The organism is Sphingoaurantiacus capsulatus (assembly GCF_042648405.1).
GTDB lineage: Bacteria > Pseudomonadota > Alphaproteobacteria > Sphingomonadales > Sphingomonadaceae > Sphingoaurantiacus > Sphingoaurantiacus capsulatus.
On record NZ_JBHRXV010000010.1, the window covers coordinates 189,908 to 209,975 of the forward strand.

Annotated in this window: 26 protein-coding genes; 18 read left to right on the forward strand and 8 right to left on the reverse strand. The window is 68.9% G+C overall.

Going from position 1 to position 20,068, the window contains the following annotated elements; all coding sequences use genetic code 11:
- Nucleotides 1-34: 34 nt before the first annotated feature.
- From ACFOMD_RS11545 to ACFOMD_RS11560, 4 genes are read left to right on the forward strand one after another with little or no spacing between them, the layout of a single operon-like run.
- Complete coding sequence (locus ACFOMD_RS11545) at nt 35-1,063, forward strand: type 1 glutamine amidotransferase domain-containing protein (protein ID WP_380861479.1); 1,029 nt, start codon at nt 35-37, stop codon at nt 1,061-1,063.
- Nucleotides 1,056-1,766 carry a response regulator transcription factor gene (locus ACFOMD_RS11550; protein WP_449329078.1) on the forward strand — a complete coding sequence of 237 codons (711 nt, stop codon included), beginning with the start codon at nt 1,056-1,058 and terminating at the stop codon, nt 1,764-1,766. Before ACFOMD_RS11545 ends, ACFOMD_RS11550 begins: the two co-directional genes overlap by 8 nt.
- On the forward strand, nt 1,763-2,962 hold the full coding sequence (locus tag ACFOMD_RS11555; protein ID WP_380861481.1) for a sensor histidine kinase: 1,200 nt from the start codon (nt 1,763-1,765) through the stop codon (nt 2,960-2,962). Before ACFOMD_RS11550 ends, ACFOMD_RS11555 begins: the two co-directional genes overlap by 4 nt.
- A 53-nt stretch (nt 2,963-3,015) precedes the next feature.
- On the forward strand, nt 3,016-3,750 hold the full coding sequence (locus ACFOMD_RS11560) for a metallophosphoesterase family protein (protein ID WP_380861483.1): 735 nt from the start codon (nt 3,016-3,018) through the stop codon (nt 3,748-3,750).
- On the opposite strand, the gene ACFOMD_RS11565 is transcribed toward ACFOMD_RS11560, so the two are convergent.
- Nucleotides 3,666-4,607 (reverse strand): GGDEF domain-containing protein, encoded by a 942-nt coding sequence (locus ACFOMD_RS11565; RefSeq protein WP_380861485.1) that lies wholly within the window; start codon nt 4,605-4,607, stop codon nt 3,666-3,668. The two genes, ACFOMD_RS11560 and ACFOMD_RS11565, sit on opposite strands and share 85 nt — an antisense overlap.
- Nucleotides 4,608-4,795: 188 nt before the next feature.
- Between ACFOMD_RS11565 and ACFOMD_RS11570 the strand changes: the two genes are divergently transcribed.
- From ACFOMD_RS11570 to ACFOMD_RS11580, 3 genes are all read left to right on the forward strand, one after another.
- Nucleotides 4,796-6,625 (forward strand): DUF885 domain-containing protein, encoded by a 1,830-nt coding sequence (locus ACFOMD_RS11570; protein WP_380861487.1) that lies wholly within the window; start codon nt 4,796-4,798, stop codon nt 6,623-6,625.
- Nucleotides 6,622-7,077, forward strand: coding sequence for a GNAT family N-acetyltransferase (locus ACFOMD_RS11575; RefSeq protein WP_380861489.1), 456 nt, complete (start codon nt 6,622-6,624; stop codon nt 7,075-7,077). The genes ACFOMD_RS11570 and ACFOMD_RS11575 overlap by 4 nt, the downstream gene beginning before the upstream one ends.
- A gap of 84 nt (nt 7,078-7,161) precedes the next feature.
- Nucleotides 7,162-7,536, forward strand: a complete 375-nt coding sequence (locus ACFOMD_RS11580) for a VOC family protein (RefSeq protein WP_380861491.1) — start codon at nt 7,162-7,164, stop codon at nt 7,534-7,536.
- Here ACFOMD_RS11580 and ACFOMD_RS11585 read toward each other — a convergent pair.
- Together ACFOMD_RS11585 and ACFOMD_RS11590 are read right to left on the reverse strand one after the other, a co-directional pair.
- Nucleotides 7,533-7,793 (reverse strand): hypothetical protein, encoded by a 261-nt coding sequence (locus ACFOMD_RS11585; protein WP_380861493.1) that lies wholly within the window; start codon nt 7,791-7,793, stop codon nt 7,533-7,535. The two genes, ACFOMD_RS11580 and ACFOMD_RS11585, sit on opposite strands and share 4 nt — an antisense overlap.
- Nucleotides 7,790-8,137 carry a gamma-glutamylcyclotransferase family protein gene (locus tag ACFOMD_RS11590; RefSeq protein WP_380861495.1) on the reverse strand — a complete coding sequence of 116 codons (348 nt, stop codon included), beginning with the start codon at nt 8,135-8,137 and terminating at the stop codon, nt 7,790-7,792. Before ACFOMD_RS11590 ends, ACFOMD_RS11585 begins: the two co-directional genes overlap by 4 nt.
- A 164-nt stretch (nt 8,138-8,301) precedes the next feature.
- Between ACFOMD_RS11590 and ACFOMD_RS11595 the strand changes: the two genes are divergently transcribed.
- A complete protein-coding gene (locus tag ACFOMD_RS11595; protein WP_380861497.1) occupies nt 8,302-9,288 on the forward strand; it encodes a helix-turn-helix domain-containing protein in 987 nt (328 codons plus the stop codon).
- A 78-nt stretch (nt 9,289-9,366) separates the two neighbouring features.
- Complete coding sequence (locus tag ACFOMD_RS11600; protein WP_380861499.1) at nt 9,367-9,642, forward strand: hypothetical protein; 276 nt, start codon at nt 9,367-9,369, stop codon at nt 9,640-9,642.
- On the opposite strand, the gene ACFOMD_RS11605 is transcribed toward ACFOMD_RS11600, so the two are convergent.
- Nucleotides 9,628-10,452, reverse strand: coding sequence for a bifunctional transcriptional activator/DNA repair enzyme AdaA (locus tag ACFOMD_RS11605; RefSeq protein ID WP_380861501.1), 825 nt, complete (start codon nt 10,450-10,452; stop codon nt 9,628-9,630). The genes ACFOMD_RS11600 and ACFOMD_RS11605 overlap by 15 nt on opposite strands.
- A gap of 144 nt (nt 10,453-10,596) precedes the next feature.
- On the opposite strand from ACFOMD_RS11605, the gene ACFOMD_RS11610 reads away from it, so the two are divergent.
- Together ACFOMD_RS11610 and ACFOMD_RS11615 are read left to right on the forward strand one after the other, a co-directional pair.
- A complete protein-coding gene (locus tag ACFOMD_RS11610; RefSeq protein WP_380861503.1) occupies nt 10,597-11,031 on the forward strand; it encodes a nuclear transport factor 2 family protein in 435 nt (144 codons plus the stop codon).
- Nucleotides 11,009-11,614: a methylated-DNA--[protein]-cysteine S-methyltransferase gene (locus ACFOMD_RS11615; protein WP_380861706.1), complete on the forward strand. Its 606-nt coding sequence runs from the start codon at nt 11,009-11,011 to the stop codon at nt 11,612-11,614. Before ACFOMD_RS11610 ends, ACFOMD_RS11615 begins: the two co-directional genes overlap by 23 nt.
- Here ACFOMD_RS11615 and ACFOMD_RS11620 read toward each other — a convergent pair.
- The gene (locus ACFOMD_RS11620; RefSeq protein WP_380861505.1) at nt 11,611-12,333 is read right to left on the reverse strand and encodes an HPP family protein; all 723 of its coding nucleotides are present in this window, start codon (nt 12,331-12,333) and stop codon (nt 11,611-11,613) included. The genes ACFOMD_RS11615 and ACFOMD_RS11620 overlap by 4 nt on opposite strands.
- Before the next feature lie 172 nt (nt 12,334-12,505).
- On the opposite strand from ACFOMD_RS11620, the gene ACFOMD_RS11625 reads away from it, so the two are divergent.
- Complete coding sequence (locus ACFOMD_RS11625; RefSeq protein ID WP_380861507.1) at nt 12,506-13,141, forward strand: hypothetical protein; 636 nt, start codon at nt 12,506-12,508, stop codon at nt 13,139-13,141.
- A gap of 3 nt (nt 13,142-13,144) precedes the next feature.
- Here ACFOMD_RS11625 and bioB read toward each other — a convergent pair whose 3' ends face one another.
- Nucleotides 13,145-14,134: a biotin synthase BioB gene (gene bioB, locus ACFOMD_RS11630; RefSeq protein WP_380861508.1), complete on the reverse strand. Its 990-nt coding sequence runs from the start codon at nt 14,132-14,134 to the stop codon at nt 13,145-13,147.
- Nucleotides 14,135-14,240: 106 nt separating this feature from the next.
- Here bioB and ACFOMD_RS11635 point away from each other — a divergent pair, with 106 nt between their 5' ends.
- Both ACFOMD_RS11635 and ACFOMD_RS11640 read left to right on the forward strand, forming a co-directional pair.
- Nucleotides 14,241-15,059, forward strand: coding sequence for an SDR family NAD(P)-dependent oxidoreductase (locus ACFOMD_RS11635; protein WP_380861510.1), 819 nt, complete (start codon nt 14,241-14,243; stop codon nt 15,057-15,059).
- Nucleotides 15,060-15,135: 76 nt separating this feature from the next.
- Nucleotides 15,136-15,381: a DUF2312 domain-containing protein gene (locus ACFOMD_RS11640; RefSeq protein ID WP_380861512.1), complete on the forward strand. Its 246-nt coding sequence runs from the start codon at nt 15,136-15,138 to the stop codon at nt 15,379-15,381.
- A gap of 3 nt (nt 15,382-15,384) precedes the next feature.
- On the opposite strand, the gene ACFOMD_RS11645 is transcribed toward ACFOMD_RS11640, so the two are convergent.
- Nucleotides 15,385-16,344 carry a hypothetical protein gene (locus ACFOMD_RS11645; protein WP_380861514.1) on the reverse strand — a complete coding sequence of 320 codons (960 nt, stop codon included), beginning with the start codon at nt 16,342-16,344 and terminating at the stop codon, nt 15,385-15,387.
- Between ACFOMD_RS11645 and ACFOMD_RS11650 the strand changes: the two genes are divergently transcribed.
- From ACFOMD_RS11650 to ACFOMD_RS11665, 4 genes are all read left to right on the forward strand, one after another.
- Complete coding sequence (locus ACFOMD_RS11650) at nt 16,310-17,398, forward strand: branched-chain amino acid aminotransferase (RefSeq protein ID WP_380861516.1); 1,089 nt, start codon at nt 16,310-16,312, stop codon at nt 17,396-17,398. The two genes, ACFOMD_RS11645 and ACFOMD_RS11650, sit on opposite strands and share 35 nt — an antisense overlap.
- A 131-nt stretch (nt 17,399-17,529) precedes the next feature.
- Complete coding sequence (locus tag ACFOMD_RS11655) at nt 17,530-18,000, forward strand: (2Fe-2S)-binding protein (RefSeq protein ID WP_380861518.1); 471 nt, start codon at nt 17,530-17,532, stop codon at nt 17,998-18,000.
- Nucleotides 17,993-18,778 carry an FAD binding domain-containing protein gene (locus ACFOMD_RS11660; RefSeq protein ID WP_380861520.1) on the forward strand — a complete coding sequence of 262 codons (786 nt, stop codon included), beginning with the start codon at nt 17,993-17,995 and terminating at the stop codon, nt 18,776-18,778. Before ACFOMD_RS11655 ends, ACFOMD_RS11660 begins: the two co-directional genes overlap by 8 nt.
- Nucleotides 18,779-18,782: 4 nt before the next feature.
- Nucleotides 18,783-19,136 (forward strand): heavy metal-binding domain-containing protein, encoded by a 354-nt coding sequence (locus ACFOMD_RS11665; protein WP_380861522.1) that lies wholly within the window; start codon nt 18,783-18,785, stop codon nt 19,134-19,136.
- 306 nt (nt 19,137-19,442) lie between these two features.
- On the opposite strand, the gene ACFOMD_RS11670 is transcribed toward ACFOMD_RS11665, so the two are convergent.
- Complete coding sequence (locus tag ACFOMD_RS11670; RefSeq protein WP_380861524.1) at nt 19,443-19,988, reverse strand: DUF4199 domain-containing protein; 546 nt, start codon at nt 19,986-19,988, stop codon at nt 19,443-19,445.
- Nucleotides 19,989-20,068: the final 80 nt, after the last annotated feature.

Below are 20,068 nucleotides of genomic sequence, written 5' to 3' on the forward strand. Positions count from 1 at the left end.
ACCGGGTGCGCCTGACATCCCAACGGAGATGAACATGCGCACTCTCTACCTCTTTCTGCTGATCATCTGCACGGCACTCCCGGCGCAACTCGACGCCGCCTCCAACACTGTCCTCCTCGTCGTCTCCGGCTACGGCGTTGCCGGCGATAAAGCCCGCCCAGGCTTCGAGATGGATGAGCTCTCGCAAGCGTGGCTCATCCTTCGCGCCAATGGGCTCGACGTCGAGATTGCCAGCCCGGCGGGCGGGGCGGCGAAGGCGGACAGGTTCGACAAGGCGAAGCCGTACAACGCCTGCTTCCTTGCCGATCCGGCGGCCGTGAAGGCGCTGGCGGCGACGGTGTCGTTCGCGGACGGCGCAAAGCGCGACTATGCCGGCGTCTATGTGATGGGCGGCAAGGGGGCGATGTTTGACCTCCATGACGACAAGCGTCTGCAGGCGCTGATCGCGCGGACCTACGGCGCCGGTGGCGTGATCGGCGCGGTGTGTCATGGGCCGGCGGCGCTGGTGCGGGTGCGGCTGGCGGATGGGTCGCTGCTGCTCGCCGGCAAGGCCGCGACGGGCTTTTCGGGCGAGGAGGAGGACGCGTTCACCAAGGAGAAGGCCAAGGCGTTCGCCTTCCAGCTCGAGGACGAGATGCGGCGGGTCGGCGTGCGCTTCAGCGAGGCGCCGATGATGTTGTCGCATGCCGTCGCCGATGGCCGGCTGGTGACCGGGCAGAACCCCTATTCGACGCCCGACACCACCGAGGCGCTGCTGCGCGCGATGGGCAAGACACCGAAGGCGCGCACCGCTTGGGCCGACGAGCGCAGCATCGCGCTGGTCGCGGTGCTGAAGCCCGGTGGCGAAGCGGCGGCGCGGGCGGCGATCAAGGCCGCGCCCGCCGCCTATGATCCGCCGCTGATCGCCGCCTGGGGTCACTATCGCGCGCTGACCGCGACCGACGCGGCAGGCTTGCGGCACGGGCTGTCGGCGATGGAGGTGGCGAAGCCCTTCTATCCCGAGCCGCAGCTCGACGAGGCGATGACCAAGGCGCGGGCCCGGCTTGCTTCGCTGGGTGGCTGAGCCGCATAGTCGCGCGATGAGCGCCGGCCTCGATATATTGCTCGTCGAGGACAATCAGGCGCTCGCCGCCAACATCATCGACTATCTGGAATCGCGGGGCCATCGGCTGCACTTTGCCGCCGATGGCCCCGCCGGTCTGCGCGCCGCGCTTGAGACGCCGGTTGACGTGGTGGTGCTCGATATCGCGCTGCCGCGGATGGATGGGCTGGCGCTCTGCGAGCAGTTGCGGGCGCAGGCCGACCGGCGGGTGCCGGTGCTGATGCTCACCGCGCGCGACACGCTCGACGACAAGCTCGCCGGCTTTGCCAGCGGCGCCGACGATTATCTGACCAAGCCGTTCGCGCTCGCCGAGCTGGCGGCGCGGGTCGAGGTGCTGTCGGGGCGGGGGAGCCTTGGCGCCGACTACACACTGGCGATCGGCGATCTGGTGATTGACCGCCGCGCCCGCACCGCCACCCGCGCCGGCACGCCGCTGCGCCTCACCCCGATCCCTTGGCAGATGCTGCTGCTGCTCGCCGAGGCCTATCCGGCCGCCTTGCCGCGCAGCGAGCTGTCGCGGCGCATCTGGGGCGAGGAGCCGCCGTCGTCGGACAGCTTGCGCAGCAACATGCACCTGCTCCGCCAGGTGCTCGACAGGCCGTTCGCGGCGCCGATGCTGGAGACGGTGCACGGCGTCGGCTACCGGCTGGTGGTAGCGGCATGAGGGGGCGGCTCGGCACCCGCATCGTCGCGGCGATGGTGGCGACGGCGGTGCTGACCGCCGCGCTGTTCGCCATTGCCAGCTTCGCGGTCGCCTATACCGTCGAGGACCGGATCTTCGCCGACCGGCTGACGGCGGAAGTCGAGCGCCAGCAAGCGGCGCGGCGCCGGGTCGCGCCGCTCAGCGCCGACATGGCCGTCTACGAACCCGGCGACGCCCTGCCGCGCGACCTTGCCGGGCAGTTCGACTGGCGCGCGCAGCAAGTCGAATATTATGGCGCCGAGGGGCGGCATTATCATGTGAAGCGGTTCGCCTATCCCGGCGGGCAGCGCGCCGTGCTCGTGTCCGAAGTCAGCCAACAACTGCTGGTCCGCCCGCGCCGCGAGGGCATCGTCACCTTCCTCGGCCTGCTGACGATCGGCGTGATGGGCGTCGCGGCGCTGATCGGTTGGCAGCTCGGGCGGCGCGCCTCGGCGCCGCTGGTGCGGCTGGCGGGCGAGGTCGAGGCGGCGGGTGGGGCGGTGCCGCGCATCGACCCGGCGTGCTATCCGGCGAACGAGATCGGTGTGCTCGCCGAGGCCCTCGCCGCTTCCTACCGCGAGATCGAGGCGTTCGTGGCGCGCGAGCAGGCCTTCACCCGCGACGCCAGCCATGAACTGCGCACGCCGCTCGCCGTCATCCGCACCGGCGCCGAGCTGGCGGCGGCGGGCGGCGCGACCGCCGGACCCGCTCTCGCGCGCATCGGCGCGGCGGCGCAGGAGATGGAGCAGGCGCTCGATCTGCTGCTGGCGCTGGCGCGTGGCCATGCCGCCGCGACGCCCGCCGACCCGGTCGCGGTGCTGCCCTTGCTCGAAAAGGCGGTGATCGACGCAGCGGCGCGTTATCCCGACCGGCGGATCGAGGTCGTCATCGAGGCTACGCCCGACCAGCGGGCCGCCGCGCCGCCTGCCGTGCTGGCGCTGATCCTCGGCAACCTCATAGGCAATGTCTTCCAGCACGCCGACGGTAGCCGGCTGACGCTGGCCGCCACTGATGGGGAGATCGTTATCGCCGATGACGGTCCCGGCCTTTCTGGCGCCGACGCCGCGACGCGCGGCTCGGGCCTCGGCCTGACCATCGTCCGCCGGCTGTGCGACCAGCATGGCATCGCGTTGGCGGCCGGGGAGGGGCCGGGCGCGCGCTTCGTGCTCCGCTTCTGACGGTGGCGACAGGGGGGTTACGGACAGCGGTCGTCTTTCGTAGAAGCTCGCGGATGAAGATCGCTGTTCTCTCCGACATTCACGGCAACCTCCTCGCGCTCGACGCGGTCATCGCCGATGCCGAGGCGCGCGGTGTCGACCTGATGGTCAACCTCGGCGACATCTGCTCGGGGCCGCTGTTTCCGAGCGAGACGGCCGACCGGCTGATCGCGCTCGACCTGCCGACCATCGCCGGCAACCATGAGCGGCAGGTGCTCACCTTGCCACCCGATCGCATGGGGCCGTCGGATCGATTCACCGCCGAAGCGTTGCGCCTCGATCAGCGCGACTGGCTGGCGAGCCTGCCGGCTACGCTGCGGCTGAACGACGACGTGCTGCTCGTCCACGGCACGCCCGACAGCGACCTTATCTATTTCATGGAGACGGTCACGTCCGACGGCCTGCGCGCCGCGACGCCCGAGGAGATCGAATCGCGCGCGGGCGGCGCCGACGCGGCGGTCATTCTTTGCGGGCATACGCATATCCCGCGCGTCGCGAACCTGGCCGATGGGCGGCTGGTGGTGAACCCCGGCAGTGTCGGGCTGCCGGCCTATGACGATGTGCATCCCTATCCGCATGTCGTCGAGACCGGCTCGCCGCATGCGCGCTACGCGATCGTCAGTGATACCGACGGCGGCTGGGCGGCCGAACTGCTGACCGTCGATTACGACTGGGGCCGCGCGGCCGACGTGGCGACGGCGAACGGACGCGACGACTGGGCCAGGGCGCTGCGAACCGGGTCGGTCTGAGGCGCCGTCGCAGCCTGCCAGAATATTGGGCGGGCCGCCGCTGCGACACGGTTCCGGCCCGCCGCCTTGGCGCGATAGAGCGCCTCGTCGGCGGCGCGCAGCGCGGGCGCATGATGGCTGGTGAGTCCGGTCGACGCGACGCCGATGCTGATCGTCGCGCGCAGGTCATGGCCATCGAACGCCACGACCGCCTGGTCGACCGCCAACCGCAGCCGTTCGGCGGTGGCGAGGGCCACCTCGATCGAGGCGGTGGGCAGGACGATTGCCAGTTCTTCACCGCCGATGCGGCCGACGACGTCTCCCGGCCGAACATGATGCCGGATCAGGGCGCCGATATGACGAAGGACCGCGTCACCCGCCGCGTGGCCGCGGGTGTCGTTGAGCTGTTTGAAATGGTCGATGTCGATGACCAGCACCGCGCTCGCCGGCCCGTCGTAATGAGCGCGGGCAATGGTGCGATCGGCCTGCTCCTCGAACCCGCGCCGGTTGAGCAGCCCGGTCAGCATGTCGCCATAAGCCATCGCGCGCAGCCGCCGCTCGCGCCGCAGCCAGCGCGCGCACGCCGCGAGCGAGCGCCGCAGCGCGGCCAAGTCCGCCGGCCAGTCGACGGTGCCGACGATGTAGGGATTGGCCTCAAGCGCCGCGAGTTCGTCGGCGGTTCCGAACAGGATAAGCTGCGCGTCGGCGGCCGGTCGCGTGCCGATCCACGCCGTATGCGCCAGCAGGGCATCCGGGGTCTCGGTGCCGACGGATGCGATCGCGAAATCAGGGTGATCGATGGTGAGAAGCTGTTGCCGAAGCTCGGGGGGAAGACGGTCTTCGGACAGGGCGAGCACGATCTTGTCGGGCTCAAACATAAGCTACTCCAAACGCAAACTACTGCAGTACACAACGCCGAATCCTCCAAAATGGAAGCATCGGTTCGCCGCTTTCCCACGTGTTTCTAGCGTATGCTGCGCCCAAAATGGGCGGCGTTTCGATCAACGACATTGCCCACGCAGCGCCAGCCGCTAGCATCACGCAAACTTCAAAAGCGGGGATGGGCATGAACAACGGAATCGCGATGCATCGGCGTGAACTGCTGGCCTCGATCGGGGCGGGCGCGGCGATGATCGCCGTACCGGGCTGGGCGCAAGGCGCGGGCGGCACTGCAAAGGACAGCGCGCTCGACAAGCTGCTGATGGCGCAGTTCGAGGAAGGGCTGCGCGAGGAGCCGACCGGCGCCACCTCGCTCGGCCTCGACACCGGCGCGCGCGCCGCGTTGCGCGCCCAATTCCCCGATTGGTCGCCCGCCGGCCGCGCTGAGAGCAAGGCGCGCACCGAGCGCAACCTTGCCGCCCTGCGCAAGCTCGGCCGCGACGGCCTCAGCGACACCGGCCAGATCAGCTATGACAGCGCCGAATTCGGCCTCAATTCGGCGAAGCAGCTCGCCGGCTTCAGCTATCATGTCGGCGGCTTCGGCCATCGCCCCGGCCCGTACGGCGTCACCCAGCTCGGCGGCTTCTACACCGCCGTCGCCAACTTCCTCGACACCCAGCATCCGGTGAAGTCGAAGGCCGATGCCGACGCGTACATGTCGCGCATGGAAGCGATCCCGGCGTTGTTCAACGCCGATACCGACATCGTGCAGGCGAACGCCGCCGCCGGGGTGGTGGCGCCACGCTTCATCCTCGAACAGGCGATCAGGCAGCTCGGCCAGCTCCGCGACGGCGAGGCGAAGTCGAAGACCTTGGTGAAATCGATCGCGACGCGCGCCGGCGCGCTCGGGCTGACCGGCTATGAGGATCGCGCCGCCGCGCTGTTCGACGGCCCGATCCGCGCCTCGCTGACCCGCCAGATCGAGACGCTGACCGCGCTGCTGCCGCGAGCAAAGGATGCGGCGGGCGTCTCCAACCTGCCGCGCGGCGCCGACTATTATGCGGCGACCTTGCACCAGCACACCACCACCAACATGACGGCGGCCGAGATCCACCAGATGGGCCTCGACCAGGTGCGCGATCTCAATTCGCGGATCGACGCGCTGCTGAAAGGGCAGGGCTACACCAAGGGCAGCATCCGCGACCGGCTCAACGAGCTTCAGCATGCGCAGGGGCAGGTGTTCGCCAACACCGACGCCGGCCGCGCCGAGCTGCTCGCCTATCTGAACGAGCGGCTGGTCGCGATCCGCGCGAAGCTGCCCCAGGTGTTCAGCCGCATGCCGAAGGCCCCCTACGAGATCCGCCGCGTGCCGGTGGAAATTCAGGCGGGCGCGCCGGGCGGGTCGGCGCAGCGCGGGTCATTAGACGGCAGCCGGCCGGGTATCTTCTTCATCAATTTGCGCGATACCGAGGAGTGGCCGCGCTTCACTTTACCGACGCTCGCTTATCACGAAGGCGCGCCGGGGCATCTGTTCGAGGGCGCCTTGAGCCTTGAGAACGGCGAGCTGCCGATTTACCGGCAGGTGGCGTCGGCGACGGCGTACGGCGAAGGCTGGGGTCTCTATTCGGAGCAGGTCGCCGACGAGCTCGGCATGTATGACGACGATCCGCTCGGGAAGATCGGCTACCTCGGCTCCTACGCCTTCCGCGCCTCGCGCCTCGTCGTCGACACCGGCCTCCACTCGAAGGGCTGGAACCGCGAGCAGGCGATCGACTTCATGGTGCAGAATTCGTCCGAGCGGCCCTCGTCGGCGCGCACCGAGATCGACCGCTATATCGTCTATCCGGGGCAGGCCTGCGCCTACAAGGTCGGCCAGGTGGCGATCAGCCGCCTGCGCGACGAGGCGTCGAAGCTGCCCGGCTATGACATCAAGCGCTTCCACGACCTCGTGCTCGATGGCGGCCGCATGCCGCTCACCGTACTCGAGCGGCGCGTGAAGGCGGGCTTCAAGGCGTGATCGCCGTTCGCTCGCTTGCCGCCGGCGACTATGACCAGTGGCGCCCGCTGTGGGACGGCTACAACGCCTTCTACGGGCGCGACGGTGCGACGGCGCTGGCCGAGGAGATCACGGCGTCGACGTGGGGCCGTTTCCTCGACGCCGCCGAGCCGGTGCATGCGCTTGTCGCCGAGCGTGACGGGCAGATCATCGGCATCTGCCATTATCTCTTCCACCGCAGCACCACGCGGCTGACGCAGACCTGCTATCTGCAGGATTTGTTCACCGACGCCGAGGCACGCGGCGGCGGGGTGGGGCGGGCGCTCATCGAGGCAGTATCGCAGCGCGCGGCGGACGCGGGCAGCCGCGACGTCTATTGGCTGACGCATGAGACCAACACGCCGGGCCGCACGCTCTATGACAAGGTCGCCGTCCACGCCGGCTTCATCGTCTACAGCCGCCGATCCGGCTGAGCCCGAATGCGCTGTTCGCCCGTTGAACACCTGCCTTCCGGGTAATCGACGCGCCGCCCACGCTCGCTGATAGCCCGACGGGCGATGGGTAGCGGAGAGGTGGCGATGCTGGTGCTTCAGGGATTGTTCGCGGTGGCCTGCGTGTCCGACATGGCGGCAAGCGAGGCTTGGTACGAGAAGCTGCTCGGCCGCCCCGCCGACGATCACCCGATGCCGACGCTCACCCAGTGGCGCTGGGGCCCCGCAGGTATCCAGCTGGTCCATGACGCCGACAGGGCCGGAAAGTCGCTGATGACCATCGTCGTGCCCGAGATGTCGGCGACGCGGCGCGCGCTCGCCTCGCGCGGGATCGCGTTCGGCGACGACATGCAGGGCGATTTCGGCATCATCGCGCAGATCGACGACCCTGACGGCAACCGCATCACCCTCGCCGAACCGCCGCGCGGCTTCGCCAGTTAGAGGAACAACAGCGCGATCCCGAGCGCGAGCAGGATGATGCCCCACAGACGATAAGGCCCGGCATGACCGGGGCCATAGGCTTCGAGCGACCGGCGTTCTTCGAGAAAGCGCTCGGGTGCGCCGCTCGCCAGTTCAGCGAGGCGGGCCTGCCGCTCCGCTTCCACCTCGAGCCGCTTCGGCGGCGGCCAAAAGATCAGGATCAGCCCCATGACGAGGCTGATCGCGGCGGGATATTCGTTGAACAGCGCGCTCATCATGGCAACCGCCCCTCCGCACTGACGTAGATCCACGCATTGACATCGCCGTCCGCCGTCTCGACGCGGGCGATCACCCGGCGGTAGCCGTCGCCCTCGAACGCATCGAGCCGTTGCCAGTGGGCAGGCAGGCCAAGGGATTCGAACAGCCATACATCGACCGGTGCGCCGTCCTCGCCGAGGACCAGCGCCGGATAGCCGAAGGTCGCGCCCCAGCCGTCGGGCACGAGCGTGCCGCGCACCACGCCCTCCCGCCAGGCGCCGGTCAGGCCGTCGAGCTGATGATGGTTCACCCGACCGGGCGCGAGCGTGCCGTAGGACGCGAGGCGGGTGTCGGGGTCAGGCATCTTCGGCAAGGCTAACCTTAGCCTGCGAATCTCACCATAGCGCCCGGCGCCGCAACGAACTTTCATCACCGTCTCAAAATGATGGCGGCATTTGCGGGCGGTCAAAACACGCGGCACAACAGCGGCCGAGGGGTTGGGAGTTACAGGTCGCGCACATGGTGCCGATGGCGAGTTTCGAAGGGTCGACGCTGCCGCCGGTGGAGCGGTTGAAGGCGTTTGCCCAGTTGACGCCCGGCTATGATCCGGTTCTGCCCGAAGGGGCGGCGGTCGAGGAGTTTCAGGTGCGTTGCCGCGCCTGGCTGCTTGAGGATCTAGTGCTCACCGCGAACAACGTCACCGCGGTCGAGCTCCACCGCACCGAGGCGCATGTCCAGAACTACAACCGCGACACCTACACGATCATCCTGCTGCAGCGGGGAAGCTGGTCGGCGGAGCTCGACTACGGCACCATCCGCGTCGGCAGCGGCCAGCTCTGCATCATGGACTTCAACTCGCCGTGGCTGGTAAAGGGCACCGCGCAAGACAATATCATGCTGGTGGTGCCGCGGTCGGTGGTCCACGCCGCCGTTCCCGACGCGCCCCGCCTGCACGGTCGTACCTTGGATGGCGCCGCGGGGCGCCTGTTCGCCGAGCATCTGCTGGCGGTCACCCGCCATCTGCCCGAGATGAGCGAGCGCGACGTCAGCCTGGTGCGCAACGCCACGATGGCGCTGCTGACCAGCGCGATCGCCGCGCTACCGTCCGAACGGCCGCAGGTGGTGACGACCAGCGTGCGCGCCGCGCCGATCACCGCGATCCGCGCCTTCATCGACCAGAATCTCACCCTGCCGACGCTCGACGCCAGCCTCATCTGCGAGCGTTTCGCCGTCACCCGGCCGACACTCTACCGCGCCTTCAAGGAGGCGGGCGGCGTTGGCGCCTATATCCAGAGCCGGCGGCTGGAGGCAGTGCACGCCCAGCTCGCCGACAGCGACGACAAGCGGCCACTCGCCGAGATCGCCGACGAATATTGCTTCAGCAGCCCGGCGCATTTCAGCACCGCCTTCCGCCGCCGCTATGGCTATGCCCCGCGCGACATGCGCACCGGCGGCGTCCACATCGATGCGGGCGCGCTGTTTCACTTCTATCAGAAGACGCTGGGAAGCGATTGATCTGCCGCTGAAAGTCGCCCCCCTGCTTTGATACCGGGGTGGAACCGCTGATCCGGCGGCCGGTGCTACCCAGGCGCCATGTTGATTTTCACCGATCGCCTGCCGCTGCCGCACACCGCAGCGCCTCTCCTTCAGACCGCGCCCCTCAGTCCCCAATCGGGGGTGCGCGGTCTGGAACAGGTGCGTCCGGGTCCGGCGGTGGCGGGTGAACCGGCGATGATGATGCTGGTCGGTATGGCACTGGTCGCCGTGACGATGATGCGCCGCTGGCAGCGGGCATCCCCGCGGCTCGACGCGGTCACCCGCCGGGCGCGAGCCGAGGTCATCCGCAACCGCGCGCTAGTGCAGCGGTAGCCGGCCGATCAGCAGCCGCTTGGCATAGGCGATGGCGCGACCGAGGTCGCGCGTGTCCACCGCGCCGAGATCGAGCGACAGCGAATTGGCGCGGCTGGCCCGCCGCGCCACGATCGGCGCACCGGTCGGCAGATCGAACCGCAAGCTCTCCGCATCGGCGCTGCCGCCGGCCTCGATCACTCGACCGCACAGCCCCGCCCAGTCGAGCGGCGGGCGGTAGGCGAGCGTCACCGACAGCCCCTCGACCGGCCGGGCCTGCCGCCGGCGCAGCGCCGAGGGCGGCTGGCCGAAGCGGGTGGCGAAGGACTCGTTGAACCGGCGGATGCTGCCATAGCCGGCGGCAAAGGCGATCTCGGTCAGCGGCAGTTGCGTCTCGTGGATCAGCTTCTTCGCCAGATGCACCCGCCGCGTTTGTTCGATGGCGATCGGCGACACGCCGAGATGGCGGTCGAACAGGCGCCGCAGATGGCGCGCGGTGACCCCCAGCCGATCGGCAAGCGCATCGATATCGCCCTCGACCAGCGCCCCTTCATCGATCAGCCGCAGCGCGCGATTGATCGTCGCCATCGACCCCAGCCAGGCCGGGCTTTCAGGCGCCGATTCCGGGCGGCAGCGCAGGCACGGACGCAGGCCCGCCTCCTGCGCGGCAGCGGCGGAGGCGAAGAAGCTGATGTTGCGGCGCAAGGGCGTGCGCGCCGGGCAGATCGGGCGGCAGTAGATGCCGGTGGTGTGCACGCCGATGAAGAACAGCCCGTCGGCCGCCGGGTCGCGGCGGCGGATGGCGTCATAATAGGCGGTGTCGTCGAGCATGGCGCCCATTCTCCGTCGCTCGGCCGGGGCTGGCTAGCGATTTTCGGACCTTCATGGCCTGCCGCCAATCGCGTCCGAAAGCGGCGAGCGGGGGTGCTGCCGATCGGGCACTCCAACCGCCGCGGACGTAAATGGAGACCAACGATGAGCGATGCGAAACAAGCAGCAATGGCGGTGTGGGCGGCGTTCGGGTCGCGCGATGCAGATCAGGTGCGGGCGGTGCTGACCGAGGATGCCTGCTGGCTGGCACCGCGTGGCAACGCGACCCAGCTTGCGCTCGGCATGGCGCCCGATGCGCTGGAGACACGCGAGGGGATCATCGACTTTCTGGTGAGCCGCTTCCGCGAGGCGTTTCCGGACGGCGCGTCCTTCGACTTTACAAACGTGATCGCCGACGGATCGACCGTGGTGTTCGAGGAGCGGATGCGCGGCCGCACCTCGACGGGCCGTGACTATGACAATCTCTATTGCTGGGTATTCGAGATGAAGGGCGAGCGGGTACGGCGCATCCGCGAATATATGGACACGCTGGCCGGCTACAGGATGTTCTTCGGTGATGACGCCATCCCCGCCCGCTGAGTCGATGTCCGACGCCGACCTTCGCGCCTTTGTCGCCGGCCTGCTTGGCCAAGCGCCGACAAAGGCGGCAAGTCTGTTCGGCCTGCAAGCGCGCTGGATCGAAACGCCGATCGGGCCGATGTTGGCGGTGGCCGGCGACGATGGCCTGCACCTCCTCGAATTCGCCGAGCGGCGTGGCCTGCCGCGAGAGCTGGAGCGGTTGCAGGCGCGGCGGGGGGCAATCAGCTTCGGCGACAATGACGTGCTGGCGCAGACGGCGCGCGAGATCGACGGCTATTTCGCCGGAACGCTCATGGCGTTCAGCGTGAGTTCTGCCCAGGCGGGCAGCGCGTTCGAACGCTCGGTATGGGCGGCGTTACAGGCGGTCCCGAGCGGCGAAATCCACACCTATAAGTCGCTGGCGCACAGCCTCGGCCGGCCCGAGGCGATCCGCGCGGTGGCGCGGGCGAACGGCACCAACCAGCTGGCGATTATCGTCCCCTGCCACCGCATCATCGGCAGCGACGGCGCGATGGTCGGCTATGGCGGCAAGATCTGGCGCAAGCAGTGGCTGCTCGACCATGAGCGGCGTCACGCCGATTAGGCGGGGCGCTTCAGCGCAGGGCGCGCGGCGCGACGTTCGGCGGCGTGGTGCTCGGCGCGGGCGACCAGCATCGCCAGATCCTCGGTGCCGATATCGAACGTCTCGCCGAGGTCGGCGACGGCGCGCTCAATATCGACGGGCAGGAGGCCTTCCTCGGCCAGCTGACGCTCGGCGACCGCCGCGTTCGGGCGATGCGGATAGGCGTGACGCGACAAGCGGTGGAACAGCCACGCCGCGCCGACCAGCGCGGCCGAGCTGACCGCCACCGGCGCGAAGGCGAAGCCGAAACCGAGCGCGGTAACCGCCGGCCCGCCGAGTGCGGCGAGCAGCGCGACGGCGCCGCCCGGCGGATGCAGGCAGTGCGCCAGCGACATCACGAGGATCGCGGCCGCGACAGCGAGCCCGGCGGCAAGCGGCGGGGCGGGGACGAGCATCGCCACCGCGACGCCGACCAGCGCCGACAGCGTGTTGCCGCCGATGATCGACCAGGGCTGGGCGAGCGGGCTGGCGGGTACCGCGAAGGCGAGCACAGCCGACGCGCCGATCGGTGCAACGAGCAGCGGCAGCCCGGGCGTCGCGAGCCCGGCCAGCATCGTCGCCCCTGCCACCGCGGCGATGCCAACCAGCGCGCCGACGCACGCGAGCAGGCGGTCGCCAAGCGTGGCGCCGGCGAGCAGCGGGGTGAACCAGGGGCGATCGAATGGCAGGGCAGGCTCCACAGGTCAGTCAGGCGCTGCGCCTCTTGCCGCGGATGGCGGAATGGGGCGAGCGAGAGTTTTTAGAGGAGCGGAAAGCGCGGCTTGCCTATTGACTACATTTGTAGCTCAGCATAGCCTGCTACAAGTGTAGCATCACATGCGACAGACGCAGTGACGGAAAGTGGAGTCGGACATGCGCAATCTTCATCAGGCCCTCGACAATTGCCGCCCCTGGCTTGCCCCCGCGGTCGCGGCGGCCCTCGCCATTCTCGGCGCCGCGCCGCAGGCGGTGGTGGCGCCGGTCGCCGCGCACGAACGCGACGGCGATTCCTACATCCTGCTCGGGTCGGAGCGCGGCGCGACGATGATGTCGGGCAACACCGACGATCTGAAGCGCGCGAGGGCACTCCGCCGGGGCGACGAGCCGCTCCTCTACCTCACGCGCGACGGCAAAGCCTATGTCGTGCGCGACGCGGCCACGCTGGCCAAGGCAAGCGCGCTCTTCAAGCCGCAGGCGGAACTCGGCAAGCGTGAGGCGGCGCTCGGCGCCCGTCAGGCCGAACTCGGCAAACGTCAGGCCGAACTGGGCCGGCGGCAGGCGGAGCTGTCGCTGAAGCAGGTGAGCAGCCAGGGCCGCTCGGATGCCTTCAACCGCGAACAGGAAGAGCTCGGCCGCCAACAGGGCGCGCTGGGCGAGCAGCAGGGCAAGCTCGGCGATCAGCAAGGGCGCCTCGGCGACGAGCAGGGGCGGCTCGGGCGCGAGGCGCATACCAAGTTCCGTGCGCTGGTCGATGATGCGGTGCGTCGCGGCCTCGCGACGCCCGTCTAGCGCTTACTCCGCCGCTTCGAGCCGAGGCGCCACGCGCGGCGCCTCGGTGACGAAACCCATCGCGCGCAGCAGTGCGCTGTCCTCGTCCTCGCCGGCGTTGGGCGTGGTCAATAGCTTGCCGCCGACGAAGAAGCTGTTGGCGCCGGCGAGCAGGCACAGCGCCTGCATCTCGCGGCTCATCGCCTCGCGGCCCGCCGACAGGCGGACGTAGGATGACGGCAGCATCAGCCGGGCGACCGCGATCAGGCGCACCGTGTCGATGTCGTCGACCGGCGCGGAGCCGGCGAGCGGGGTGCCGGCGATCGGCACCAGCCGGTTGATCGGCACCGATTCCGGATGCGGCGACAGCGCCGCCAGCTCGACGAACAGCCCGAGCTGATCGTCGAGGCTCTCGCCCATGCCGACGATACCGCCGCAGCAGAGCTTCAGTCCGGCGTCGCGCGCCTTTGCCAGCGTATCGAGCCGGTCCTCATAGGTGCGGGTAGTGACGACCTTGGCGTAATAGTCGCGCCCGGTGTCGAGGTTGTGGTTGTAATAGTCGAGGCCGGCGGCGCGCAGCTTCTCGGCCTGCCCATCCTCAAGCATGCCGGCGGTGACGCAGGTCTCCAGCCCCATCGCCTTCACCTCGGCGACCATGCCGCACAGCCGCTCGACGTCGCGGTCCTTCAGGCTGCGCCAGGCGGCGCCCATGCAGAAGCGCGAGGCGCCATTGGCCTTGGCGTCGCGGGCGGCGGTGATCACTTCGTCCATCGGCGACAGCTTGGTCGCCTTCACGCCGGTGTTGAAATGCGCCGATTGCGAGCAATAGCCGCAATTCTCCGCGCAGCCGCCGGTCTTGATCGACAGGAGTTGCGAGGTCTGGACGGTATGCGGGTCGAAATGCGCGCGCAACGCCGCCTGCGCCTCGAACACCAGATCGTTCAGCGGGCGGGCGAACAGCGCGCGGGCCTCGTCGAGCGTCCAGTCGTGGCGGGGGGCATGGGCGCTCGTCATCGATTTGGACCTCGTCGCTGATAAAGACGGCGGCCCGCCTAGCATGCGTGAATCCGCCTCGCCAAGCCGAACCCGCCGCCCTAGCGTTTATTGCAAGGAGACACAGATGGACGAACTCGCGGGCTATCGCGGACGCTGGGCAGTGGTGACGGGCGCGGGCGAAGGCATCGGCCTGGCGCTCGCCGAAGGCTTGGCGAGGATCGGCATGAACCTCGTCGTGGTCGATATCCGCACCGAGGCGGCGGACGCTGCGGCAGAGGCCCTGAAGGCGTTCGGCGGCGAGACGCTGTCGATCGTATGCGATGTCAGCGACCGCGATTCCGTGGCCGGGCTGGCCGACCGGCTGGTCGGGCAGGACATCCTGCCGTCAATCCTGTGGATCAACGCCGGGGTCGCGGTCGGCGCCAGCGTGCTCGATGTGAGCCCGCGCACCGCCGAATGGGTTTACGGGGTCAACGTGCTCGGCGCGATCTGGACGGCGCAGGCGGTGGTGCCGCTGCTGCTGAAGGCGGAAGGGCCGCGCCATGTCGGCATCACCGCCTCGGTCGCGTCGGTCGTGCCCGTGCGCGGCCCTTTCACCATCTATTCAGCCTCGAAGCAGGCGACCGCCGCTGTGGGCGAGGCGCTGGCCGCCGAGCTGGCGCCGGAGAATGTCGGCGTCACCATCCTCTGCCCCGGTCTCGTCAACACCGGCATCTGGGACGCGGCGCGGGCGCGGCCCGAACGCTTCGGCGGCGCGCGCCGGCTGCCCGATGCGGTCGGCGAGCGCTGGCGCCAGGCCCAGGGGCCGGAGGTCGTCGTGCGCCCGGCGCTGGAGAGCATCGCGCGCGGTGGCGGCTGGTGCGTGGTGCCGACCGAAGCCGACAGCGAGCCCGGCTTCGAGGCACGGCATGCGGCAATCCGCGACGGCTTTCCGAAACCCTGATTCCCGGCCTTGCGCGGTCGCGGTCGCGTCTCTAGCGTCCGCCGCTTTCACGAATCCAGCGTCCAAGGAGACTTCCATGTCGGGGGGTAATGTTTCGGCCGAGCAGCTGCGGCTTTTCATCGAGCGCATCGAGCGGCTGAACGAGGAAAAGCAGGGCATCGCAGACGATATCAAGGACGTCTTCGCCGAGTCCAAGGGCCAGGGCTACGACGTCAAGACGATGCGCTCGATCATCAAGCTCCGGAAGATGGAGCGCGATGCGCGCATGGAGCAGGAAGCACTGCTCGAAACCTACAAGACCGCGCTCGGCCTCGCCGACTGATGCTTACCGCGCGGCGGTCGGATGATATTCCGGCCGCCCGCGGAACCAGTGATGCCGGTTGCCGGCGTCATTGAGGCGCGCGCCCGCGCTCAGCAGCACCAGCAGCGCCGACAGGCCGGTGGCGGCCGCTACCAAACTGCTTTCTTGCCCGCCGGCCGCATAGATCGCCGCCAGCGCCCACAGAAACACCAGCGCGTACCACGGGTTGCCGCGGCCGCGCCAGATCGCGGTGGCGGCGATGATCCCGCCGACCGCGATCACGGCGGCGGCGACCGGCGGCACATTGTTCATTTCGACACCGTAGAACTTCAGCGACGCCGCGATATTCACGATCGCGGCGGCGGACAGCCACGCCGACAGCGCGCTCAGCGGCAGCACCGCGCACCAGCGTTCGCCGGTGGTGAAGCCGGGCGCGGCGGCAAAGGCGCGGTAGATGAACAGGACGCACGCCAATCCGAACAGGATGATCGCGACGGACGCGGCGCCGAGCCCGTAGACCTGCGTATAGGCCACCCAGGCAGCGTTGGCCGCGAACGCGCCCGCACTTGGCCATGCGATCCGGGCGAGAAGCGCATTTGCGCGCTGCGCCGGCAATGCCTGCCAGATCGCATAGACGATCGCGCCAAGGTACAGGGCACCCCAGATCGAGAAGGCCCACCCGGCCGGCGTGATGAGCGTTCGCGTCATGTCGGACTGCTCGCCCACCGGCTGGCCGATGCCGAAGCGTGGCAACAAGGGTGTCGCGATCTGCGCCAGCGCGAAAAGAATGATCGCAAGGCGCTGTGCCAGCGGGCGGTGGGCGGTGTCTGGGGTCATACCGCGCTCAAAGTCCGCGTAGAGGTGAAAGTTCCGCATGGTGCCGCTCCGCCCTTGGACATCGGCGTACAAAGCCGCCATTAAGCCGGCAACGAACCCGATGGAGCGACAGATGACCGACGGCGCGACGTTCGCGATCCAGCCCAACGCCAACCCGATTCCGGCCTCGGAACGGGCGGTACGGCTCGAGAATCCGGGCTTCGGCACCGTCTTCACCGATCATATGGCGATGATCCGCTATCAGGCGGAGAAGGGCTGGCATGACGCGCAGGTCACGGCGCGCGGGCCGCTGTCGCTCGATCCGGCCTCGGCGGTGCTGCATTACGCGCAGGAAATCTTCGAGGGGATGAAGGCCTACCGCACGCCCGCGGGCGACGCGGTGCTGTTCCGCCCCGACGCCAACGCCGCGCGCTTCCGCGAATCCGCGCGCCGCATGGCGATGCCCGAGCTGCCCGACGAGCTGTTCGTCGGCGCGGTCGAGGCGCTGGTCAACATCGACCGCGACTGGATCCCGGCGGTCGAGGGCGGCAGCCTCTACCTCCGCCCCTTCATGTTCGCGAGCGAGGTGTTCCTCGGCGTGAAGCCGTCGTCCGAATATCTGTTCCTCGTCATCGCGTCGTCGGTCGGCGCCTATTTCAAGGGCGGCAAGGACGCCGTCACCGTCTGGGTGTCGAGCGACTATACCCGCGCCGCGCCGGGCGGCACCGGCGCCGCCAAGTGCGGCGGCAACTATGCCGCCGGCCTGATCGCGCAGGCGCAGGCCAGCGAGAATGGCTGCGACCAGGTGGTGTTCCTCGATGCGGTCGAGCGCCGCTATGTCGAGGAGCTGGGCGGCATGAACATATTCTTCGTGTTTGACGACGGCTCGATGCTGACGCCGCCGCTCGGCACCGTGCTGCCGGGCATCACCCGCGCCTCGGTCATGACCATGGCGCGCGACAAGGGCGTCGAGGTGCGCGAGCAGCTCTATTCGATGGAGGACTGGCGCACCGATGCCGCCAGCGGCCGCCTGAAGGAAGTGTTCGCCTGCGGCACCGCCGCCGTCATCACCGCGATCGGCGAGGTGCGCGGCACCGAGCATGGTTTCACCATCGGCAATGGCGGCACCGGCCCGGTCACCCGCGCGCTTCGCGACGAGCTGACCGGCATCCAGCGCGGCACGCGGCCCGATCCCTACGGCTGGGTGAAGAAGGTCGGCTGATCGCCGTTCCCACCGCCGTCATACCGGCGAAAGCCGGTATTCAGACCGACCGTTCGACTGGATACCGGCTTTCGCCGAACTGACGGAAGAGTTTGTTTGCGCGCCGGGCGTCCCCGGCTAGGATCGCCGATATGCGGACACAGCTGACCATCAACGGCACGGGCCACGACCTCGACGTCGAGCCCGCCACCCTGCTCGTCGACCTGCTGCGCGACGACCTCGGGCTCACCGGCACCCACATCGGCTGCGACACCAGCCAGTGCGGCGCGTGCAACATCCTCATCGACGGGCAGGCGGTGAAGTCCTGCACGCTGCTCGCGGTGCAGGCCGACGGCGCGAAGATCACCACCATCGAGGGGCTGGCGACGAACGGTGCGCTTCACCCGATGCAGGCGGCGTTCAAGGAGCATCACGGGCTGCAGTGCGGCTTCTGCACGCCGGGCATGGTGATCGCCGGATTAGACATCGCCCGCCGCCACGGCGGCAGCGTCAGCCGCGAAACCATCGCGCACGAGCTGGAGGGCAATCTCTGCCGTTGCACCGGCTACCAGAATATCGTTAGCGCCATCGAAGCCGGCGCAAAGGCCATGCAGGATGCGTAGCTTCGATTATTCGCGCCCGGCGACGCTCGACGAGGCGTCCGCGCTGCTCGGCAGCGGCGGTGAAGTCGCGCTGATCGCCGGCGGCCACACGCTGCTCCCCGCGATCAAGTCGCGGCTGCGCGCGCCCGACCGGCTGGTCGACCTCGGCGGCATCGCCGGGCTCGATCGCATCGAGCGCGATGGCGATATTCTGTGGATCGGCGCGACCGCGCGGCACGGCGTCGTCGCGGACAGCGATGTGGTAAAGGCGGCGATCCCGTCGCTGGCGAAGCTGGCGCTGCTGATCGGCGACCCGCAGGTGCGCAACCGCGGCACGATCGGCGGCTCGGTCGCCAACAACGATCCCGCCGCCGACTATCCGGCCGCCTGCCTCGCGCTCGACGCGGTGATCGAGACGACCGCCGGCCGCCACGACGCCGGCGACTTCTTCCAGGGCATGTTCGCGACCTCGCTCGCCGAGGATGAGATCGTCACCCGTGTGGGTTTTCGCGTGGCCGAAGCCGGCGCCTACGCCAAGTTCCGCCACCCGGCGTCGCGCTATGCGATGGCCGCCGTCTATGTCGCGCGCTTTGCCGATGGCTGGCGCGTCGCGGTGACCGGCGCCGGGCCGGGCGCGTTCCGCTGGAGCGAGGCCGAGGCGGCCTTGGCCTCCGGCGCTTCGACCGACGGGCTGATCCCCGACGCGGACAACCTCAACAGCGACATTCATGCCTCCGCCGAGTACCGCGCGCACCTCTGCGCCGTGATGCTCGGCCGGGCGCTCAGCAAGATGGAGTAAGGCGATGGCGGGACCGAAAACTGACGGCAAGGCGCGGCTGATCCTCAGCACCACGCCATCGATCGAAGGCCGCGCCATCACCGCGCACCTCGGCATCGCGACCGGCGAGGTCATCGTCGGCGCCAACATCTTCCGCGACCTGTTCGCCGGCATCCGCGACATCGTCGGCGGTCGCGCCGGTTCCTACGAAAGCGCGCTACGCGACGCCCGGCAACAGGCGCTGTGGGAGCTCGAGCAGGAAGCCCGCGAACTCGGCGCCGACGCCGTGGTCGGCATCGACCTCGACTATGAGGTACTCGGGCAGGGCGGCACCATGCTGATGGTCAGCGCCACCGGCACGGCCGTAAAGCTGGGTTAGGGTCCGTACTCAGTAAGAATGACGTTCGAGACGGCGTCAGGAAGTCCATGGCAAGTAAGGTCGCGCAGACCAGCTAGCAAATGCTAGCTGGCAAGCGGCCGGCGCGTAGCCATGGCCTTCCTCACGCCGCGCGAAGCGTGGCAGTGGGAAGCCCAAGGGTGTCGTCGACGCCGCTCGCCGGGGCCGACAGGCCCGCCTGCGCGACCTGTCCTCGCCCTTGAGTTTCCCACTGCCATCTCGAAAGCCATTCTTACTGAGTACGGACCCTAAGCCGCCACCCCGGCAAGCGCCGGGATGGCGGAGGTCCTAGGCCGTGACCTGCGCGGGCATGAACCGGCTGTTGCGCAGCAGCGCCGCCGAGATCAGCGAGACGAGCAGGCCCACCGGGAAGAATTCCATGAAGAAGGTCATCGCTATCCGCATCGCCGGGTTGGCGTACATCGTCACGAAGTCGTTCATCTGCGCCTCGAGCCTCGCCATCTCGGCGGCGCTCGCCCCATCGGCGCGCGCGGCATCGAGGGTGGCCTGCGCATAGGTGGCGGCAAAGCTGCTATCCATGAACAGCATCGCCGCTTCCCACGACAGCACATAGATCAGCCCGGCGACGGTGCTGATCGCGAGGCCATAGCCGAACGCCGGCCAGAAGCGGATGACACCGCCCAGCTCGACATCGCGGCGGCGCTTCACGGCAACGAACACGGTGGTCAGCGCGACGAGCATGATCGTGTAGCCGATGACCATGCCCCACGCGCCGCCGACATGGCCGTGGTCGAGCGTGACGCCCATCGCGAACAGCGGAATGCCGACGATGAGCCCGGCGATGACGCCGTAGGTCAGAATGTTGCGAAGCATAATGTGTCCCTCCCCCTGATGCAGGATGAGCCCGCATTGGAGGCGCGGCAAGCGGCGCGGAGCAATCGGCCGAAAGGGTG

Coding starts and splice junctions, on each gene's coding strand:
- ACFOMD_RS11610 (WP_380861503.1), top strand. CDS start 10,597: ATGAGCGATGCGAAACAAGCAGCAATGGCGGTGTGGGCGGCGTTCGGG.
- ACFOMD_RS11555 (WP_380861481.1), top strand. CDS start 1,763: ATGAGGGGGCGGCTCGGCACCCGCATCGTCGCGGCGATGGTGGCGACG.
- ACFOMD_RS11585 (WP_380861493.1), bottom strand. CDS start 7,793: ATGATGAGCGCGCTGTTCAACGAATATCCCGCCGCGATCAGCCTCGTC.
- ACFOMD_RS11605 (WP_380861501.1), bottom strand. CDS start 10,452: ATGCTCGACGACACCGCCTATTATGACGCCATCCGCCGCCGCGACCCG.
- ACFOMD_RS11625 (WP_380861507.1), top strand. CDS start 12,506: ATGCGCAATCTTCATCAGGCCCTCGACAATTGCCGCCCCTGGCTTGCC.
- ACFOMD_RS11615 (WP_380861706.1), top strand. CDS start 11,009: ATGACGCCATCCCCGCCCGCTGAGTCGATGTCCGACGCCGACCTTCGC.
- ACFOMD_RS11650 (WP_380861516.1), top strand. CDS start 16,310: ATGACCGACGGCGCGACGTTCGCGATCCAGCCCAACGCCAACCCGATT.
- ACFOMD_RS11600 (WP_380861499.1), top strand. CDS start 9,367: ATGTTGATTTTCACCGATCGCCTGCCGCTGCCGCACACCGCAGCGCCT.
- ACFOMD_RS11590 (WP_380861495.1), bottom strand. CDS start 8,137: ATGCCTGACCCCGACACCCGCCTCGCGTCCTACGGCACGCTCGCGCCC.
- ACFOMD_RS11640 (WP_380861512.1), top strand. CDS start 15,136: ATGTCGGGGGGTAATGTTTCGGCCGAGCAGCTGCGGCTTTTCATCGAG.
- ACFOMD_RS11570 (WP_380861487.1), top strand. CDS start 4,796: ATGAACAACGGAATCGCGATGCATCGGCGTGAACTGCTGGCCTCGATC.
- ACFOMD_RS11665 (WP_380861522.1), top strand. CDS start 18,783: ATGGCGGGACCGAAAACTGACGGCAAGGCGCGGCTGATCCTCAGCACC.
- ACFOMD_RS11565 (WP_380861485.1), bottom strand. CDS start 4,607: ATGTTTGAGCCCGACAAGATCGTGCTCGCCCTGTCCGAAGACCGTCTT.
- ACFOMD_RS11635 (WP_380861510.1), top strand. CDS start 14,241: ATGGACGAACTCGCGGGCTATCGCGGACGCTGGGCAGTGGTGACGGGC.
- bioB (WP_380861508.1), bottom strand. CDS start 14,134: ATGACGAGCGCCCATGCCCCCCGCCACGACTGGACGCTCGACGAGGCC.
- ACFOMD_RS11655 (WP_380861518.1), top strand. CDS start 17,530: ATGCGGACACAGCTGACCATCAACGGCACGGGCCACGACCTCGACGTC.
- ACFOMD_RS11545 (WP_380861479.1), top strand. CDS start 35: ATGCGCACTCTCTACCTCTTTCTGCTGATCATCTGCACGGCACTCCCG.
- ACFOMD_RS11670 (WP_380861524.1), bottom strand. CDS start 19,988: ATGCTTCGCAACATTCTGACCTACGGCGTCATCGCCGGGCTCATCGTC.
- ACFOMD_RS11580 (WP_380861491.1), top strand. CDS start 7,162: ATGGGTAGCGGAGAGGTGGCGATGCTGGTGCTTCAGGGATTGTTCGCG.
- ACFOMD_RS11660 (WP_380861520.1), top strand. CDS start 17,993: ATGCGTAGCTTCGATTATTCGCGCCCGGCGACGCTCGACGAGGCGTCC.
- ACFOMD_RS11560 (WP_380861483.1), top strand. CDS start 3,016: ATGAAGATCGCTGTTCTCTCCGACATTCACGGCAACCTCCTCGCGCTC.
- ACFOMD_RS11595 (WP_380861497.1), top strand. CDS start 8,302: ATGGCGAGTTTCGAAGGGTCGACGCTGCCGCCGGTGGAGCGGTTGAAG.